Origin of the sequence: Aquibium pacificum (assembly GCF_040839445.1) — a bacterium.
Classification (GTDB): domain Bacteria; phylum Pseudomonadota; class Alphaproteobacteria; order Rhizobiales; family Rhizobiaceae; genus Aquibium; species Aquibium pacificus.
In genome coordinates this window covers 1,138,188-1,156,974 of record NZ_JBDPGJ010000001.1, presented here as the reverse complement: position 1 = coordinate 1,156,974, position 18,787 = coordinate 1,138,188, and the positions used below count along the sequence as shown (strand labels likewise).

Sequence of the window (18,787 nt, the reverse complement as noted above, 5' to 3'; positions counted from 1 at the left end):
GAGCTCGGAGATCGGCTGATCTCACCGCAAACACGACGCGTCCTCCACCATCCAACTCAAGAGCTCACCAAAACTGTGCCCCGCTTGCGCGGCGATTTCCGGAACCAGCGACGTCGGCGTCATGCCAGGCTGTGTATTGATTTCCAGCCAGATGAGCTCGCCATTCTCCGAAAAGCGGTCGTCGTAGCGGAAGTCGGACCGGGACACTCCCCGACAGCCGATGGCTTGATGCGCCTTAAGGGACAGTGTCTGTATTTTTTGGTAAATAATTGGTGAAATTTTTGCCGGGCATTCGTGTTTTGATCCGCCCGGCACGTATTTCGAGTCGTAGTCGTAGAAGGAATGCCCGACGGGCACGATCTCGGTCACCGCGAGCGCCACGTCGCCCATGACCGCGCAGGTCAGTTCGCGCCCGTGCACGAATCGCTCCACCATCACCGTGTCGCCGTATTTCCATTCCGACGACCCAATGACCTGCGGCGGATGCGACTGGTCCTCCTTGACGATCACCACCCCGAAGCTGGAACCTTCGCTCACCGGCTTCACCACGTAGGGCGGCTTCATGGGGTGGGACGAGCCGATCGCGAAGCGGTTCATGATGCGCGACTCGGCGACAGGAATGCCGGCGGCTTTTGCAATCTTCTTTGCCTTGTCCTTGTCCATGGCGAGCGCCGACGCGAGCACGCCGGAATGGGTGTAGGGGATCTGCAGGTATTCGAGCACGCCCTGGATCGTGCCATCCTCGCCGAACGGCCCGTGCAGCGCGTTGAAGGCCACGTCCGGCGCGAGATCCGCCAGCACCTTGCCGACGTCGCGCGCGACGTCGATGCGCGTCACTTCGTAGCCTTCGGCTTCGAGGGCGTCGGCGCACGGCTTGCCTGAGGCGAGAGACACAGGCCGCTCTGACGAAAAGCCCCCCATCAGTACGGCCACGTGTTTTTTCGACATCTACCGGCAATCCCCTCTCCGGCCGAAACTTCGCCGTCTCCGGGTAGAGTCCGCCCTTCCAGGGGAAATCCCCCGGCCGGATACGCCGCCGACTCAATCAGGAAACGCTTGAAGACAGGGAATCAGAGAGTGGATTCGGTGGCAAGTCTTCGTTCGGCAAAAGGCCGAGTTTCTGTCATCGGCGCAGTGAAGATTCCAGCCTCGCGCAACATTGCCGATCCCAGCCGTCTGCAATGGGACGCCGTTCGCACGACCGCAGATCCGGAGCTAAAGCATCTGCCCCAGAAACTCCTGCACCTCGTGACCGCGCCGGAATTCGCCGAGGCGCTTTATCTCCCATTCGAGCCTGATGCCGGAATGCTCGAGCACCCGAGCCCGCACCGTCTCGCCCAGGTATTCGAGATCGTACCCGGTGGCGGTGCCGGTGTTGATCATGAAGTTGCAGTGCATGGGCGATATCTGGGCGCCGCCGATCATCAGGCCCCGGCAGCCGGCCTTGTCGATCTCCTTCCAGGCCGATGTCCCGGGCGGGTTCTTGAAGGTCGAGCCGCCGGTCTTCTCCCGGATCGGCTGCACGGTCTCGCGATGGTGCTGCACCTCGTCCATCGCGTGGCGTATCTCCTCGCGGCTCGCCGCGAAGCCTTCGAGGAGTGCCGACGTGAAGATCAGATCCTTCGGGGCGGAGGAGTGGCGGTAGGCATAGCCCATCGCCGCATTGTCCAGCACATGGAGATTGCCCTGCCGGTCGAGCGCGCGGACTTCCACCACGCGTTCGCGCGTCTCCACGCCGTTGGCGCCGGCGTTCATGCGAAGCGCGCCGCCGATCCCGCCCGGAATGCCGTGATAGAAATGGAAGCCGCCGATGCCGGCGTCGAGTGCTACAGCCGCCACGCGCTTGTCCGGCGAAGCGGCGCCGGCGCGGATGCGCGTCCCACCGACCGCCTCGGCCTCGCCGAAACCCTTGGCCGACAGACGCACCACGAAGCCGCGTATGCCGCCCTCGCGCACCAGCAGGTTTGAGCCGATCCCCACGACCGTCAGCGGGATTTCCGCCGGTACCGCCTTCAGGAAGGCTGCGAGATCGTCCTCGTCGGCAGGCTGGAACAGCACATCGGCGGTGCCTCCGGCGCGGAACCAGGTGATCTTGTCCATGGCGGCGTCGGGCGTGAGGCGGCCACGCACGCCCGAGATCCTGTCACCCAGCTTCGCGAGCAGATCGTTGCCGAGGTTCATGCCGGTGTCCCGCCGAGGTCCTTCGGTAGCTGGTAGGCCCATTGTGTGATGTTCCCTGCGCCGAGGAAGACGACGAAGTCGCCGTCCCTGGCGAATGTGCGAATGGACGGCGCGATAGCGTCCGGACCTTCCAGGAAGCGCGCATCGCGATGCCCGCCGGCGCGGATGCGCGCGACGAGCGCCTCGGAGGTGACGCCCTCGATAGGGTCCTCTCCGGCGGGATAGACCGGCGCGACCATGACCGTGTCGGCTTCGTTGAAGCAGGACGAAAAATCATCGAACAGGTCGCGTAGCCGGGTGAACCGGTGCGGCTGCGCGATGGCGATGACACGGCCCTTCGTGGCCTCGCGCGCCGCCCGCAGCACCGCCTTGATCTCGACGGGATGATGGCCGTAGTCGTCGAAGATCTGCACCCCGTTCCATTCGCCGGTCGGCGTGAAGCGGCGCTTGACGCCGCCGAAGGACAGGAGCCCCTTGCGGATGTCGTCGGCCGAGATGCCGAGTTCGTGCGCCACCGCGATGGCCGCCGTGGCGTTCGAGACGTTGTGCCGGCCCGGCATCGGCAGGCGCAGCTTCCGGATCTCAGTCACCTCGCCCGACTTGCGGTTTCGCACCACGACGTCGAAGGTCGACGCCGCGCCATCGGTGGCAAGGTTCTCGAAACGCACCGAAGCCTGAGGATTGCCGCCATAGGTAACGATGCGGCGGTCCTCGATGCGGCTCACCAGCGCCTGTACCTCGGGATGGTCGATGCACATCACGCCAAAGCCGTAGAACGGCACGTTCTCTACGAATTGGCGGAAGGCATCGCGCACCTTGTCGAAGCTGCCGTAGTGGTCGAGATGCTCGGGATCGATGTTGGTCACGACCGCGATCTCGGCCGGTAGCCTCAAAAAGGTGCCGTCGCTCTCGTCGGCCTCCACCACCATCCAGTCGCCCGCGCCCATCCGGGCATTGGTGCCGTAGGCATTGATGATGCCGCCGTTGATGACCGTCGGGTCGAGCCCGCCAGCATCGAGAAGGGTGGCGACCATGGACGTCGTCGTCGTCTTTCCATGGGTGCCGCCGATCGCCACCGCCTGGCGGAAACGCATGAGTTCGGCCAGCATCTCGGCCCGCCGCACGATCGGCAGCAGTTTTTCACGGGCCGCCATGAGCTCGGGATTGGATTTCCTGATCGCGGTGGAGACTACGACTACTTCAGCCGAGCCCAGGTTTTCGGCCGCATGACCGACGAAGACCCGGATGCCTTTCTCGCGCAGGCGCTGCACGTTGGCGCTCTCGGATTGGTCCGATCCCTGCACCTCGTAGCCGAGATTGTGCAGCACCTCGGCGATGCCGCTCATGCCGATGCCGCCGATCCCGATGAAATGGACCAGCCCGATCGTCTCCGGCATCTTCATGGCCGGGCTCCTTCCCTGAATTCCTTTGCCGTTCGGCCGGAGGCAATAGCCTCCGTGAGATCGGCGAGCAACCGCGTGGCATCCGGCTTCCCCGTCGATCTTGCCGCCGCAGCCATGGTGGCGAGCGTTTGCGGCTCGCGCATGAAGCGTCCGATCAATTGCGCGATCGTGTCCGTCGAAAGCGATGCCTGCGGGTGCACCTCGGCGCCTCCGGCCGCAGCGAGCGCGGCGGCGTTGGCCGCCTGGTCGTGGTCGAGCGCGTGCGGATAGGGAACCAACAGAGCCGGGCGGCCGATGACGCCGATCTCCGAGACGGTCGATGCCCCGGCGCGCGAGATGACGAGATGCGCGTCGGCGATACGGTTTGCCATGTCCGTGAAGAAGGGCCCCACTTCGGCCGGCACTCCGGCGGCGGCATAAGCCTCGCGTACTTCCGCCTCGTCCTCTTTTCTGGCCTGTTGCGTTACCCGGAGCCGTTGGCGCTCCCCTTCCGGAAGAGTGGCGACCGCCGGGGGAATGGCCTGCGAGAAGAACTGCGCGCCCTGGCTTCCGCCGAAGACCAGCAGATCAAACGGACCAGCCGGCGAAGGCGTTTCGTAAGGCTTCGCTGACGCTTCGATCACTGCCGGCCGCACGGGGTTCCCCGTCAGGACGATCTTGTCCGCGTTCGGGCCATTGCCGGCCGGCAGGAACCCGCCCGCGATCGCCGTGACGCGCCCCGCCAGAGCCTTGTTGGCGCGGCCCATCACCGCGTTCTGCTCGTGGACCAGCGTCGGCAGGCCGCGCCGCGTCGCGGCGAAGAGCGGCGGTAGTGTCGGATAGCCGCCGAAACCGACCACGGCCTTCGGCTTCAGCCGGTTGATGAGCTTGGTCGACGCCTTGACCCCCGACCAGATCGTCAGACCGGCGCGGATGAGAGCAATGGGGTTGCGCGAACCGATCGTGGCGGACGGGACGGTGTGGATGCCGTCGGCCGGAAAGCTCCCGGCGAAGCGTTCCGCGCGGCCGTCCGTCACCAGATGCACGGACCAGCCGCGATCCTTCAGCTCGTGCGCGAGCGCCTCGGCCGGAAAGACATGGCCGCCGGTACCGCCGGCGGCGAGCAGGATCGTGCCCTTGTCCATGTCACTCGGCAGCCAGCGCGCGGGGCGCGTAGGGGAAGACGGAGGTCTTGCGGCGTTCGGGCCTGCGGCGGGTGAGCGCCAGCACCATGCCCATGGAGATCGCCATCGCAACCAGCGAGGAACCGCCGTAGGAAATGAAGGGGAGCGTCATGCCCTTGGCCGGCATGAGCTGCAGGTTCACCCCCATGTTGATGATCGACTGGAAGCCCATCACGATGACCAGTCCGGAGATCGCGTAGCGGGAGAAGTTGTCCTCCTCCCGGTAGGCGATCCTGAGCCCCTTAAGCACGATGAACGCGAACAGCGCCACGATGAGGAAGCAGAGCACGATGCCGAATTCCTCGGCCGCTACCGAGAAGATGAAATCGGTGTGGCTGTCGGGCAGGATCCGCTTGACCGAGCCCTCGCCGGGCCCTTGCCCCCACCAGCCGCCCCTGATGATCGCTTCGCGTCCGGTGTCCACCTGGAACGTGTCGCCCTCGCCCGTGAGGAACCGGTCGATGCGGCCCGCTACGTGGGGAAAGGCCGAATAGGCCGCGGCGGCGCCCGCGGCACCGATCGCCCCGAGCACGAGGATCCACAGCCAGGGCATGCCGGCCATGAAGAACATCGCCCCCCAGGTGCCGAGAACGAGCATCGTCTGGCCGAGGTCCGGCTGCGCGACGAGCAGCGCCAGCACTAGGCCGAGCAGGATCATGGCGAACAGGTTTCCCGGTATCTCGGGCTGACGCTGGTGTTCGGAAAAGAGCCACGCGCAGATGACCACGAAGGCGGGCTTCATGAACTCGGAAGGCTGGATCGAGATGCCGGCGAGCGAGACCCAGCGCCGCGCGCCCTTCACCTCTACGCCGATGAACAGGGCGGCGACCATGAGCAACAGCGATCCGACCAGCATGAGCAGGGCAAGGCGCCGGATGTTGCGCGTCGAGAGGAAGGAAACGCCGATCATGGCGATCATTGCCGGCACCATGAACAGGATCTGGCGTTCGACGAAGTGATAGCTCTCCAGTCCGATCCTCTCGGCAACCGCGGGACTGGCCGCGAAGGACAAGACGATGCCCAGTACCATCAGGGAGAGGAAGGCGGCCAGGAACCAGCGGTCCACCGTCCACCACCAGCTTGCGGTCAGTCCCCTGTCGACGCGGCTTACCATCAGCGTGTCCCTCCGATCGGTCGGATGCCTTCGATCGCGGCGACGGCGGCCTTGAAGGCATCGCCGCGAACCTCGAAATTCTTGTACTGGTCGAAGCTTGCGCAAGCCGGGGAAAGCAGAACCACCGGTTCGGGATGATCGTCGGCCGCCGCGTCGGCGGCGGCGTGGCGCACGGCCGCGTCCAGCGTTCCTGATATCTCGTAGGGAACCGCCTCGCCCAGCGTGGCGGAAAAGCCGGGCGCCGCCTCGCCGATCAGGTAGGCCTTGGCGATGCGCGGGAAGAAGCCGCGCAGCGGCTCGATGCCGCCCTCCTTCGGCAAGCCGCCGGCGATCCAGTAGATTCGCGGGAAGCTGGAGAGCGCGGGTGCCGCGGCATCGGCGTTGGTGGCCTTGGAATCGTTGACGAAGAGCACCTTTCCCGCCCTTCCCGCCTGCTCCATGCGGTGCGCGAGCCCCGGAAAACTTCGCAGGCCCGCCCGGATCTCCTCGATGTCGAGCCCGATCTCCAGGCAGGCCGCCGTGGCCGCGAGCGCGTTCTGGGCGTTGTGCTGTCCCCGCAGCGATCCGATCCCTTCCAGCGAGGCCAGACGGCTTGTCTTGCGGCCGCTGGCCTGCATCAGGAATTGCCCTTCGGCGAACATGCCATCGGCGAGCGGCAGGCGCTTCGATATCCGGATCACCCGGCGTCCCGCCCGTTCCAGCCGCTCGGCGATCTGCACGCCCCAGCCGTCATCGACACCGACGATGGCGGTCCCGCTGCCGGCGACCAGCCTTTCCTTGATTTCGGCGTAGTGCTGCATTGTCCCGTGACGGTCGATGTGGTCGGGCGTGAGGTTGAGCAGGATGCCTGCGGTCGGGTCGATCGAAGGGGCGAGATCGATCTGGTAGGACGAACATTCGACCACGTAGACGCGGCCCTCGCCCGGCGGATCCAGCGTCATCACCGCCCGGCCGATGTTTCCGCCCATCTGCGCGTCGCGTCCGGCGGAGGAAAGGATGTGAGCCGCAAGCGCCGTCGTGGTCGATTTCCCGTTCGTGCCGGTTATGGCGATGAAGGGAGCATCGGCGCCCCTCCACCGGCGCTCGCGCACGAAGAGTTCGATGTCGCCGATGATCTCGACGCCGGCGGCGCGCGCCAGTTCGACCGTCCAGTGCGGCTTCGGATGGGTGAGCGGAACGCCGGGCGACAGCACGAAGGATGCGATGCCCGACCAGTCCAGTCGGCGAAGATCCGCGATGGGGACCCCTTCCTTGCCGGCCCGGCACACGCTGTCTGGATTGTCGTCCCACGCGACGACCTCCGCGCCCCCCGCCATCAGGGCCCGCGCGGTCGCGATGCCCGAACCGCCAAGCCCGAACAGCGCGGCCTTCTTTCCCTCGAAGGAACGGGCCGGTATCATCGCTATCTCAGTTTCAGCGTGGAGAGGCCGATCAGCGCCAGGATCACCGCGATGATCCAGAAGCGGATCACGATCTGGCTCTCGGTCCAGCCCATCTTTTCGAAGTGATGGTGGATCGGCGCCATCAGGAAGACGCGCTTGCCCGTCACCTTGAAGACGGCAACCTGGATGATCACCGACAGCGCCTCCATCACGAAGAGGCCGCCGATGATGGCGAGCACGATTTCATGCTTGGTGGCGACCGCGATCGTCCCGATGAGGCCGCCGAGCGCGAGCGACCCGGTATCGCCCATGAAGATCGCAGCGGGCGGCGCGTTGAACCAAAGGAAGCCCAGCCCGGCGCCGATGACGGCCCCCAGCACCACTGCGAGTTCGCCCGTCCCCGGCGTGAAGTGGATCTGCAGATAATCCGCGAAGACCGCGTTTCCCGCGAGATAGGCGATGACGCCGAAGGAGGACGCCGCGATCATCACCGGCACGATCGCCAGCCCGTCCAGCCCGTCGGTGAGGTTCACGGCATTGCCGGCCCCCACGATCACGAAGGCCGCGAAGGGGACGAAGAAGATCGAGAGGTTGAGGATGAAATCCTTGACGAAGGGAAAGGTGAGCGACGAGGAGAACGGCGCCTGCCCGTTCTGCATGATCGTCCATGAGGCCAGGCCGGCGATGAGGAATTCCAGGCCAAGCCTGATCCTGCCCGATATGCCCAGGTGGCTCTGTTTCGTCACCTTCATGTAGTCGTCGTAGAAGCCGATGGCGCCGAAGCCGAGCGTCACCGTGAGCACGACCCAGACATAGACGCTCGACAGGTTCGCCCATAGCAGCGAAGAGCCGACGATACCCGTCATGATCATCAGCCCGCCCATCGTCGGGGTGCCGGCTTTCTTGAAGTGCGTCTGCGGCCCGTCGGCGCGGATCGGCTGACCCTTGCCCTGCCGCAGCCGCAGCGAATTGATGATCGTCGGCCCGAACATGAAGACGATCAGCGCCGACGTGATCAGCGCACCGCCCGTCCGGAAGGTGATGTAGCGGAACACGTTGAAGACCGAGACCTGGTCCGACGCGCTCACGAGAAGGCTCAACATTCGAAGTATTTCCCCCGGTTCATCTGTCAGTCTCCACCGGGGCCGACACCGCTGCCGGGAAACCGGGCAGCAAGAGCGTCGACAATCCTGGAAAAGCCGATTCCATTCGACGACTTTATCATGATCGCATCTCCGGCCCCCACGCCGGAGACGAGAAGCGGCAGAAGTTCCTCGCCCTTTTCGCGGTATTCCACCGGGAACTCGGATCCGAGTTCGTCGCGAAGGGCGGACATCTCGGCGCCGGCCAGATAGAGCCGCTCGATCCGGGATTCCCGGATGACCTCGGCGAGCGCGGAATGCAGCCTGGCGGAGTGGGAGCCGAGTTCCAGCATGTCGCCCAGGACGGCGATGCGTCGCCCGCCGGGCGCTTCCGAGTTGCTGAGGAGATCGATCGCCGCCTTCATCGAGGCGGGATTGGCATTGTAGCTCTCGTCGATCACCAGGAACGGCCCGTCCGGGTGACTCAGCGTCAGGCGTGCGCCCCTGCCTCGCTCGGCCTTGAGGCTGGCCATCGCGTCTGCGGCGCCGGCCACGTCGGCTCCCGCGAGATGCGCTGCGCCGAGAACTGCCAGCACGTTCTGCACGACGTGACGTCCGGGCGCACCGATGCGCGCGACGACCTCGTCGCCTCCGATGCGGGCCGCGATCGTGGAGTAATCTGGGTGCAGGTCGCATTGCAGGAGCTTGTAGGTCGCGCGCGAATGTTCGCCGAAGCCGTGGACGTGCTGGATCCCGGCTTCCTTCGCCAGCTTCTCCAGTATCCCCCAGCGATGGTCGTCGCGATTGACGAGCGCATGGCCGTCGGCTGTGACACCCTCGAAAATCTCGCCCTTCGCACGCGCGATGTCGTCCAGCGAGTGGAAATGGCCCAGATGGGCGGCCGCGATCAGCGTCACGATCGCGATATGCGGCTGGACCAGCTTGACGAGGGGCCGGATCTCGCCCGGATGGTTCATGCCGATCTCGTATACCGCGAAGTCGGTGTCCTGCGGCATGCGGGCGAGCGTCAGCGGCACACCCCAGTGGTTGTTGAACGATTTCTCGGCTGCGTGCACCTTGCCCGAACGCGACAGTGCCAGCCGCAGCGCTTCCTTCGTGCTCGTCTTGCCGGCCGAGCCGGTTACCGCGATCACCTTCGCCTTCGAACGCGCCCGCGCCGCGGCGCCCAGGAGTTCGAGCGCGTGGAGAACGTCTTCAACCACGATCACGGGAATGGTGAGCCGGCCGAGCGACGCCAGCCTGTCTTCGGCGATCACCATGAGGCCGGCGCCGGCGGCCATGGCGGCGGTCGCGAAATCGTGCCCGTCGAACTTGTCGCCCTTGATGGCGAAGAAGGCCTCGCCCGACGCCAGCGTGCGCGTGTCGATCGAAATGCCGGTGACCCCCTCCGGCAGGTGGCCGAGGGGCCGCCCGCCCATGGCGGCGACCATCGCCGCGCCCGTCCACAGCGCGCTCATCGGGCGAGCTCCGCCAAGGCGTTGCGCACTTCTTCATGGTCGGAGAAATGGTGGGTGACCATGCCGACCGTCTGGCCTTCCTCGTGTCCCTTGCCGGCCACGATCAGCGTGTCGCCGCCCGCCAGCATGCCGACCCCTGTCCGGATCGCCTCGCGCCGATCGCCGATCTCGATCGCGCCCGGCGCGGCCTTCAGGATCTCGGCACGGATTTCCGCCGGCGCCTCGCTGCGCGGGTTGTCGTCGGTGACGATGACGACGTCAGCCAGACGCGTCGCGATCTCGCCCATGATAGGCCGCTTTCCCCTGTCGCGGTCGCCGCCGCAACCGAACACGACGACGACGCGGCCGGTCGTGAAGGGGCGCACCGACGACAGGACGTTCTCCAGAGCTTCCGGCTTGTGCGCATAGTCCACGTAAATCGGCGCACCGGCCACGGTGGAGCCGACGAGATCGAGCCGCCCCGGCGCGCCTTCGAGATGTTCGAGCGCCTTCAGCGCTTCGTTGACCGCGACGCCGGTCGAGATCGCCAGACCTGCTGCGACGAGTGCGTTGGAGATCTGGAAGTCGCCCGCCAGCGGGAGCAGTATCTCGTGGATCGCGCCGTCGGCCTCGATCTCGGCGCGCTGGCGCCTGCGCTCGTGCTCGACCCGCTTCAGCGTCAGGAAACTTCCCTTCCTTCCCACCGTGCGCACGTCCATGCCCGCCTTCGTGGCGGCGTCGATCGTCGGCGGCGACCAAATGTCGTCGGCGAAGATGACGGCCGGCGCGCCTTTCGGCAGCAGGTCCTCGAACAGACGCATCTTGGCGCGGTGGTAGTCCTCTATGGTCGGATGATAGTCCATGTGATCGCGGCCGAGATTTGTGAACGCGCCGGCCGCGAGCCTCACTCCGTCCAGCCTGCGCTGGTCGAGCCCGTGGCTCGATGCCTCCATGGAGCAGTGCGTCACGCCGGCATCAGCGAGTTCGGAAAGCAGCGCATGCAGCGCGACCGGATCGGGCGTGGTCAGCGAACCGTATTCCGTTCGCCCCGGCGCCACGACGCCCGTCGTCCCGACGCTTGCCGCGTGCATGCCCGCATGCGCCCATATCTGGCGGACGAAGGCGGCGACCGAGGTCTTGCCGCTCGTGCCGGTCACCGCCACCATGGTCTCCGGCTGACGGCCATGGAAACTGGCGGCGGCAAGTGCCAGCGCGCGGCGCGGGTCGGCGGATTTCAGGATCGGAATACCGAGATCCGGCGCATCGGCATCCAGGGCTGCGATCACGGCGATCGCGCCCTTTGCCGCCGCGTCGGACGCGAACGCCATACCGTCCGATTTGCCGCCCCTGAGCGCGGCAAACACGAAGCCCGGCCGCACGGCACGAGAATCCGAGGTAATCCCCTCGACGATCCGCTCCCCCAGGGCAGCGGGTTCGACGGAGAGAATTTCGGCAAGATCACTGAGCTTCATTCAATTTCTTCGAGACGCGAGACGCCGTCCCAGCGGCGCGCCGATAGGGAATCATCAGTTCAATACCAGCTGTGCCTCGTTTTCATGGCCGAAAACGGGCTTCACGCCAAGCAGCGGTGCGGCCCTGCGGATGATATTGGCTACGATCGGCGCCGCATTCAAACCGGCGGTGGCGCCCATTCCGGGCTTTTCGGGCTTCGGCTCGTCGATGACCGAAAGGACGATGTACTGCGGATCATCGATCGGGAAGGCGGCGAGAAAGGCGTTGAAGCGCTTGTCGCCCGAATAGCGGCCGTTGATCACCTTCTCGGCAGTGCCCGTCTTGCCGCCGACACGATAGCCCGGCACCTCGGCCCGGCGGCCGGACCCCTTCTCGGAGTTCAGCCGATAGAGATAGCGCATGTCGTTCACCGTATGCGGCTGTACCACCCGATGGCCGACCTGCTGCGCCTCGGCCTCGCTACGCGGCAGGAACGTCGGCGGAATGAGCGTCCCGCCGTTCATCAGCGCCGCCGCCGCGACGGCCGTCTGCAGGGGCGTGGTCGCCATGCCGTGGCCGAAGGCGATGGTGATGGAATTGAGCTGCTTCCACTCCTTCGGCTCGGTGGGGCTGGCGACTTCCGGCAGTTCCGTCACCATGCGGTCCAGCAGTCCCAGCCGCTTGATGAATTCGCGATGGCCCGCGACTCCGACGCTCTCGGCCATCTTCGCCGACGCGATGTTCGAGGAGTAGATGAAAACCTCCGGCACCGTCAGCACGCGTCCCTTGCCATGGAAGTCGCGTATCGTGAACCGTCCGAAGCTTATCGGCCGCGACGCGTCGTACCGGCTGTCGAGCGTCGCCTTGTCCGCGTCGAGCACCATGGCCGTGGTGAAGCTCTTGAAGGTCGAGCCCATCTCGTAGACGCCCGCCGACATGCGGTTGAGCCGGTCCTTGTCGTTGGCGTTGAAAGGATTGTTCGGGTCGAAATCGGGCACCGACGCCATGGCGAAGATTTCGCCCGTCTTGGCGTTGAGCACGACGGCGCCCGCCGCGATCGCATGGTAGCGATCCATCGCCGCGGCAAGCTCATCGCGGACGATGTGCTGGACCCTGAGGTCGATCGAAAGCCGTACCGGCTCGAGTTCCGACGCGGCGACCATCCCGGTGGCGCGAAGATCGGCGAGCCCCTGCCCGTCGATGTATTTCTCCATTCCGGCGATACCCTGGTTGTCGACGTTGACGAGGCCGAGGATGTGCGAGGCGGTGGGTCCGCCGGGATAGAAGCGCCGCTTTTCCGGCCGGAAGCCGATACCCGGCAAACCGAGCTGCAGGATCTCGTTCTGCTGCTTCGGCGTGATCTCGCGCTTCAGCCAGGCGAAACCGGAGCCGCTCTTGAGCTTCTTGTAGGTCTGCTCGTAGTCGAGCGACGGGAGCACCGAGGCGAGGAGTTCCACGGCCTCGTCGGCATCGACGATCCGCCTCGGCTCGGCGAAGAGCGACGCCGACTTGATGTCGGTCGCGAGCACCTGACCGTTGCGGTCGACGATGTCGGGGCGGGAGGCCGCCATCCGCGCACCGCCGAAGATGCTGGTTTCCTCCCTGTCCTGGAGCCCGAGATAGACGAGACGACCGGCTATGACCGCATAGATGGCGAAGAAAGCCGTCATCGTCATGAAGACACGCGATTTCGCGCGCCCGCCCGTCGATTTCCGCGCGCCATCGACGACGATGGCTACCTGGTCGCCATCGGCCTGCGCGGGCTTCCTGCGTACGATCCCGCCGACTCTCCTCAACAGACCCTTCATTGCGTGGTGCTCCCGGTCACGGTTGCGTCCTTCGTCCCCTTCGCGACGGCGTCGGGGGATCCGGGGTCGTCCTCGTCCACCGGTTTGATCGGGATGTCCCGGGCTTCGACGATCTGCTCAGGCAGGAGGGGCTGGAGGTTCAGTTCGGTCTGGTAGACCTCCGCGAGCTTCTGGAGCCGCACCGGCTGGGTGAGCAGGCTCCAGTCTGCCTTCAGCAGGTCGATCGTCTCTTCTTCGAGCCTGATCTGCCGTTCGATTTGGCGGACGGCGGCAAGCTGGTCCTCCGCCGCACCCTTCGTCTTGTAGGTGAAGGCCGCGGCCGCGACCATGACCGCGATGAGAAGGATGTCCGTGGTGCGAAACAGTCTCATCTTTTTTCCGTGAAAAAATGGATTTCGGGAAGCTTTGGAAGCCCGAAGATCGAATGGTTTTCCGGCCGTGACGGGTTTTCCGTGCGGACCGCGACGCGCAGCTTGGCCGAGCGGGCGCGCGGATTGCGTTCCGCCTCGGCCTCGGACGCGGCGATCACCTTCTCGGGCTTGCCGAAGGTGGGGGGCACGGCCTGCACTTCGGGCAGATGGCGCGAGCCGCCGCTGCCGCCCGCGCGCTCGGCCATGAAGCGCTTGACGATCCGGTCCTCAAGCGAATGGAAGGTGACGACCGCCAGCTTTCCGCCCGGCTTCAATACCCGCTCGGCCGCGAAGAGTGCCCGCGCCAGTTCGCCCAGTTCGTCGTTGACGAATATGCGCAGCGCCTGGAAGACACGCGTCGCGGGATGGATCTTGTCCTTCGGGTGGCGGCCGACCAGCGCCTCGATCGCCTCGGCGAGGTGGCGCGTCGTCGTGAACGGCCGCGTGTCGCGACGCTTCTCAATCATGCGCGCGATGCGGCCCGCGTGGCGTTCCTCGCCGAGAAGCCCGAAGATGCGGGTCATGTCGCCGGGTTTAAAGACATTCACGATATCCGCCGCGCTCGGGCCTGCCTGCGCCATGCGCATGTCGAGCGGACCGTCGTGCCGAAAGGAGAAGCCGCGCTCCGCCTGGTCGAGTTGCATGGAGGACACGCCGACGTCGAGGACCACGCCGTCGACCGGCTCATCCGCATATTCGTCCAGCCGGGAAAAGGCCCCCTGCACGAGACGCAGCCTTCCGCCGGACGCGGCCTCCATCGCCTTCCCGTCGCGGATCGCGTCGGGATCGCGGTCGATCGCAACCACCCGGGCACCCGCCGCGAACAGCGCGCGCGTGTAACCGCCGGCGCCGAACGTTCCGTCGACGAAAATCTTCCCCTCCGCCGGATCGAGCGCCCGCAGCACCTCGTCGAGAAGAACCGGAATGTGGCGGGCCGGTCCGCCACCGGCGTCGTCGAGGCCGCCGGCACCCGCCATCATTCCGTCTCTCCAGTCATGCGCCCGGTCGTTCCCTCCTGCCGCAATCGCGACAGCCGCGCGCGCGCCTCGGTCCTGTAGTCCTGGAAGCGTTTCGGCTCCCACATCTGGAAAAACTGCCCACGCCCCACGAACGCCACGTCCGCGTCGATACCGGTATGCTCGCGCAGGAAATCCGTCACAGTGATCCGCCCGTCGCCGTCCAGCTTCAGAAAGGCTCCGTCCCCGTGGCAGAAGAACGACATGTCGTCCGCCGTCTGCATGAACGGATCCTCGTTGGCCATCCGCTCCTCGTAGCGGTCGAGCAGGTCGAGCCCGCCCACGTCGAGCGCCGGCATGTCCAGGGCGCGCAGCGCGTAGAGTTCCGCATAACCCCGCCTGGCCAGAACGGCCCGGAAGTGCGCAGGTACCGAGACGCGCCCCTTGGCGTCGATCCGGTTCACCGCATTGGAAAGAAAACGGTCCATTCCTCGTGACAGCCGCCTCCGCCGCTGCGCTTCCGTTCATCGAAAAATCCGTGCCGCCGCGCGCTCCCGCAAATCCCCCGCCATTCTTGAAGTCAGGCATAAAGCGACCTCTTCCCGCGGCCGCACGGGCTGCCGGTTGTTGGGACGCTTCACTCGTCACTGGAACGAAGACTGGATTATGTTTTAGGGATACCATGGGCGAATATGGGCGTCAACGGGACGAAGCTCCACCGAGCCTCTGAATTGCGGAACGTGGCCGATCGATCGGCAACTTCCGTTTATGCTCCATTAGGCCTAACGAAGAGTTAGGACTCGCGGCTCGGCTGGCCAGTGTACCGCCGGGTGAAACCGGGCTATCGCGGACCTGAGACGCCCCCAATGATCCGGTAAGGACGATCCCATGACCCGTTCCGATCTCCCGCGCGCCGCAGCACTCCCCCATCTCCGGCAGGCGCGCGCCCGGAAAGGCGATCCCGTTGCGCTCCCGCTCACCATGGCCTCTATGTTCCATCTGCCGGGCGACCCCGCCGGATTCGACCAGTATGGCCGTTTCGACAATCCGACATGGGAGGCGGCGGAGGAGGCGCTGGGGCTGCTGGAGGATGCCGAGACACTGGCATTTCCGTCCGGCATGGCCGCGATCTCGGCCGTGCTGTTCAGCGTCGTGCGGACGGGCGACCGCATCCTCCTCCCGTCCGACGGCTACTACACCACCCGCGTGCTGGCCGAACGTTTCCTCAAGCCTCTCGGCGTGACGGCCGACCTGCGGCCGACGGCGGATTTCCTGCGCGGCGGCTTCGAGGGATACCGGCTGGTTTTCGTCGAGACGCCGTCCAATCCGGGCCTTGACGTCTGCGACATCGGGGCGGTGGCGGAAGCAGCGCATGGCGTCGGCGCGCTGGTCGTGGCCGACAACACGACCATGACGCCGTTCGGCCAGCGGCCGCTCGACCTCGGCGCCGATATCGTGGTGGCCGCCGACACGAAGGCGCCCAACGGCCATTCGGACGCCCTGTTCGGCCATGTCGCGAGCCGAAACCCGGACCTGATCGCAGCGGCGCGGGACTGGCGCAAGCTCGCCGGGGGCATTCCCGGCCCGTTCGAGGCCTGGCTGGTGCATCGCGGACTGGAGACGCTCGAACTTCGCTTCGACCGGATGTGCGGATCGGCCGACACGATCGCCCCGCGTCTGCGGGACCATCCCGCCGTGCGCTCCGTCCGCTTCCCGGGGCTCGCGGGCGATCCCGCCCACGATCTGGCTCGCGCCCAGATGGATCGCTTCGGCTTCCTGATCGGACTGACGCTGGCGAGCGAGGCGAAGGCGGAGGCCTTCATCGATGCCTGTCCGCTGATCCAGCCCGCGACCTCCTTCGGCGGCGTCCACACCTCGGCCGAACGGCGCGCCCGCTGGGGCGACGCTGTAGATCCGGGCTTCGTGCGGCTTTCCGTGGGCTGCGAACCGACCGAGGTTCTTTGGGACGCGTTGGAGGCAGCGCTCGACAGGATCGTCTGACGCATGTCGCCCGAAATCGTAAAACGTTTTCCGAATAGCGAGTGCGTCCAGACCAGGACATGAAGCGCGGCGGAGGATTTCGACGGCGTGCGCGACGCCGTGGTGGAATTCAGGTATTCGCCGAAGAGCCGATGGGGAACGTCCGCGGCGAGACGGTCTCGTCTGGTTGCGGCGGGAACGCCACGGTCGAGCTAGGGAGCTTTCGCCCTGCAGGAAAGCGGCGATGTGCGCGGTTCCCCCACCGATTCTCCACTCAGTCGAGCAACCGGATTGTCCTTGCTCACGAAGGGTGGCCAGACTTGATTCCGTCCATTGCGTTTGGCGGCGTAGAGCGCGGCGTCGGCACTGGCGAACAACTCCGTGAAGGGGTGTGCGGACACCGGACCCGCGGCCACGCCCAAGCTCGCGGTGACCACCCCGCGCGGTCCGCACGCCTCGTGCGGGATGGCAACGTTTTCGATCTGTCGACGGACGCGCTCCGCCACGCGCACCGCCTCGCTCATATCGGTGTACGGCAACAGAAGGAGGAATTCCTCGCCGCCGAGTCTGGCGGCAAGATCCCGCTCATTGCGCAATTCCGTGGTGAGGGCGCCGGCTATGCGCTTTAGGCAAAGATCGCCCGCAGCATGTCCGTAGCGGTCGTTGAAGGGTTTGAAATAGTCGATGTCGGCCATCACCACCGCGACGAGCGAGTCCTGCTGACGATCCGCAGCCCAGAGGGTCTCGACCACCTCATCGACCTTGCGACGGTTTGCGAGACCGGTCAGCGCATCCCGCTTGGCCACTTCCTCCGCGCCTTCACGCCGTAGCTGGTCGCGCAATCGTCGGAGAAAATTGTATCGGACGTCCTGTTCCATGCGCCGGTTGGCCATGAGGCTGAGATAGGCCGCTGCCGCCATCAGGCAGGAGCCCGTGAACTTGACCTCGAAAGGCGAATGGCCCGGCAGCAGGATGGCCAGATATGTAGCCATCAGCAGTAGCGTCGATGCGACCGCAAGGCGGAATCCGAAGCGCTGATTCACGTTCATGTAGATCACGATCATGACCGCCAGGTACTGGTACTGGTCCGCCGCCGCGCCTTCGTTCCGTGCGTAGATGAACATGATCTGGGCGACCATCATGAATGGTATCACTGTGGTCGTCAGTTCGCGCAGCCACTGGCGCCTGACCTTGGAGTAGAGGAAGGTGACGATCAGGATGATGGGCGTGACCAAGGCAAGATGAATTCCCACGGCCAGCAGGGCGGTCTCGGGAAGCAGCAGTAGATCGGCCACCAGGAACGCGTTGTAGATGATGACCGCCGGGAGAAGACCCTTGGCCATCACCTTCTGGCGATAGGTCTCCATTTGCTGGCCGTAGAGCACCTCAAGCGCGTGCGGGAAGATGAGGCGCTTGTGTGTCTCCGCCAGATAGGACTCCAGCATCGGCAAGGTAACCGTCGGGCCAGACATACTTACTCCCGTGCGGCCCTAAAAACGAGAGATGAGGCCGCCCGGGGAGCTTAGGGGGTGGGGGTTAACGAAGTTCGTCCAAGGATATCCGTGCGATTGCCGAATTGCGAGCCGAGCAATGGCGGGCTTCGCGTGCGTTGGCAGGGGGCCGGTCGGCTGTTTTGGCTACGAGGTCGACCCACCTACCGCGACATTTGCGCGTTGGACGGCGACGTCGCTATCGGAGGAATACTCTCCGGCAGCGACCGCCCCATCCACCTCGACCGCCAGTTCGGATGACATGGTTGCGCTGCGTTTCTGTGCCGGGCCGATGACGAAACCCACATTGGGTTCGCAGCGAGGAATGTGGCGCGCGCGGACGCCCCGCAAAGACCGCCCTTGCGCCGCGTCGCAGTCTCGACGATGTCCACGAAAAGGTGCCAGCCGGCCTGTAAGCCGGGTTCTGTATGGCCCCGCCGCATCGCTGCGCCGGAACGTGGCGGCCATTCATCTGGGACGGACATTGCTGCCCGCCTCGTGCAACCTACCCGGACGGCTGGGCCGGAAACTGCCCGGGAGCGAACTCCCTCGCCGTCCCTATTCGGTCTTGCTCCCGGTGGGGCTTGCCGTGCCGCCCCTGTTGCCAGGCGCGCGGTGGGCTCTTACCCCACCCTTTCACCCTTGCCCCGCCGGCAAACCGGCCCGTTTACCAGAGCGGCTGCTCCGATAGGCCGGCTTGCAGGCGGGGCGGTCTGCTTTCTGTGGCGCTTTCCCTGGGGTTTCCCCCGCCGGCAATTAACCGGCACCGTGTTTCCATGGAGCCCGGACTTTCCTCACGCGCGGCCTTTCGGCATTCGCGCGTGCGGCCGCCCGGCCAGCTGGCAGACTGCATAAAGTCGTTCGGGAGGGAAAACGCAAGCCCGACCCGGACAAACGGCAGCGGCGGCA

Annotated in this window: 15 protein-coding genes and 1 other RNA gene; 1 reads left to right on the top strand and 15 read right to left on the bottom strand. The window is 65.7% G+C overall.

Annotation, left to right across the window (positions count from 1 at the left end; translation table 11 throughout):
• Positions 1–21 precede the first annotated feature (21 nt).
• The 13 genes from ABGN05_RS05575 to mraZ form a co-directional block, all read right to left on the bottom strand.
• The gene (locus ABGN05_RS05575; RefSeq protein WP_367952977.1) at positions 22–948 is read right to left on the bottom strand and encodes a D-alanine--D-alanine ligase; all 927 of its coding nucleotides are present in this window, start codon (positions 946–948) and stop codon (positions 22–24) included.
• A gap of 267 nt (positions 949–1,215) precedes the next feature.
• Positions 1,216–2,181 carry a UDP-N-acetylmuramate dehydrogenase gene (gene murB / locus ABGN05_RS05570; protein ID WP_367952976.1) on the bottom strand — a complete coding sequence of 322 codons (966 nt, stop codon included), beginning with the start codon at positions 2,179–2,181 and terminating at the stop codon, positions 1,216–1,218.
• A complete protein-coding gene (murC, locus tag ABGN05_RS05565; RefSeq protein ID WP_367952975.1) occupies positions 2,178–3,584 on the bottom strand; it encodes a UDP-N-acetylmuramate--L-alanine ligase in 1,407 nt (468 codons plus the stop codon). Before murC ends, murB begins: the two co-directional genes overlap by 4 nt.
• The gene (murG, locus tag ABGN05_RS05560; RefSeq protein WP_367952974.1) at positions 3,581–4,708 is read right to left on the bottom strand and encodes an undecaprenyldiphospho-muramoylpentapeptide beta-N-acetylglucosaminyltransferase; all 1,128 of its coding nucleotides are present in this window, start codon (positions 4,706–4,708) and stop codon (positions 3,581–3,583) included. Before murG ends, murC begins: the two co-directional genes overlap by 4 nt.
• Before the next feature lies 1 nt (position 4,709).
• Positions 4,710–5,861, bottom strand: coding sequence for a putative lipid II flippase FtsW (ftsW, locus tag ABGN05_RS05555; RefSeq protein WP_367952973.1), 1,152 nt, complete (start codon positions 5,859–5,861; stop codon positions 4,710–4,712).
• Positions 5,861–7,261, bottom strand: a complete 1,401-nt coding sequence (murD, locus tag ABGN05_RS05550; RefSeq protein WP_367952972.1) for a UDP-N-acetylmuramoyl-L-alanine--D-glutamate ligase — start codon at positions 7,259–7,261, stop codon at positions 5,861–5,863. Before murD ends, ftsW begins: the two co-directional genes overlap by 1 nt.
• A gap of 2 nt (positions 7,262–7,263) precedes the next feature.
• Positions 7,264–8,346 (bottom strand): phospho-N-acetylmuramoyl-pentapeptide-transferase, encoded by a 1,083-nt coding sequence (gene mraY, locus ABGN05_RS05545; protein ID WP_367952971.1) that lies wholly within the window; start codon positions 8,344–8,346, stop codon positions 7,264–7,266.
• 26 nt (positions 8,347–8,372) lie between these two features.
• Positions 8,373–9,803, bottom strand: a complete 1,431-nt coding sequence (locus ABGN05_RS05540) for a UDP-N-acetylmuramoylalanyl-D-glutamyl-2,6-diaminopimelate--D-alanyl-D-alanine ligase (protein WP_367952970.1) — start codon at positions 9,801–9,803, stop codon at positions 8,373–8,375.
• Positions 9,800–11,254 carry a UDP-N-acetylmuramoyl-L-alanyl-D-glutamate--2,6-diaminopimelate ligase gene (locus tag ABGN05_RS05535; RefSeq protein WP_367952969.1) on the bottom strand — a complete coding sequence of 485 codons (1,455 nt, stop codon included), beginning with the start codon at positions 11,252–11,254 and terminating at the stop codon, positions 9,800–9,802. Before ABGN05_RS05535 ends, ABGN05_RS05540 begins: the two co-directional genes overlap by 4 nt.
• Positions 11,255–11,308: 54 nt before the next feature.
• Positions 11,309–13,042 carry a peptidoglycan D,D-transpeptidase FtsI family protein gene (locus ABGN05_RS05530; RefSeq protein WP_367952968.1) on the bottom strand — a complete coding sequence of 578 codons (1,734 nt, stop codon included), beginning with the start codon at positions 13,040–13,042 and terminating at the stop codon, positions 11,309–11,311.
• Complete coding sequence (gene ftsL, locus ABGN05_RS05525; protein WP_367953157.1) at positions 13,039–13,407, bottom strand: cell division protein FtsL; 369 nt, start codon at positions 13,405–13,407, stop codon at positions 13,039–13,041. The genes ABGN05_RS05530 and ftsL overlap by 4 nt, the downstream gene beginning before the upstream one ends.
• A gap of 2 nt (positions 13,408–13,409) precedes the next feature.
• Complete coding sequence (rsmH, locus tag ABGN05_RS05520; protein ID WP_367952967.1) at positions 13,410–14,432, bottom strand: 16S rRNA (cytosine(1402)-N(4))-methyltransferase RsmH; 1,023 nt, start codon at positions 14,430–14,432, stop codon at positions 13,410–13,412.
• The gene (gene mraZ, locus ABGN05_RS05515) at positions 14,429–14,896 is read right to left on the bottom strand and encodes a division/cell wall cluster transcriptional repressor MraZ (protein WP_367952966.1); all 468 of its coding nucleotides are present in this window, start codon (positions 14,894–14,896) and stop codon (positions 14,429–14,431) included. The genes rsmH and mraZ overlap by 4 nt, the downstream gene beginning before the upstream one ends.
• 400 nt (positions 14,897–15,296) lie before the next feature.
• Between mraZ and ABGN05_RS05510 the strand changes: the two genes are divergently transcribed.
• On the top strand, positions 15,297–16,409 hold the full coding sequence (locus ABGN05_RS05510) for a cystathionine gamma-lyase (protein ID WP_367952965.1): 1,113 nt from the start codon (positions 15,297–15,299) through the stop codon (positions 16,407–16,409).
• 191 nt (positions 16,410–16,600) lie between these two features.
• Here ABGN05_RS05510 and ABGN05_RS05505 read toward each other — a convergent pair whose 3' ends face one another.
• Positions 16,601–17,860, bottom strand: coding sequence for a GGDEF domain-containing protein (locus ABGN05_RS05505; RefSeq protein WP_367952964.1), 1,260 nt, complete (start codon positions 17,858–17,860; stop codon positions 16,601–16,603).
• Positions 17,861–18,275: 415 nt separating this feature from the next.
• Positions 18,276–18,721: RNase P RNA component class A (rnpB, locus tag ABGN05_RS05500), an RNA gene on the bottom strand.
• Positions 18,722–18,787 lie beyond the last annotated feature (66 nt).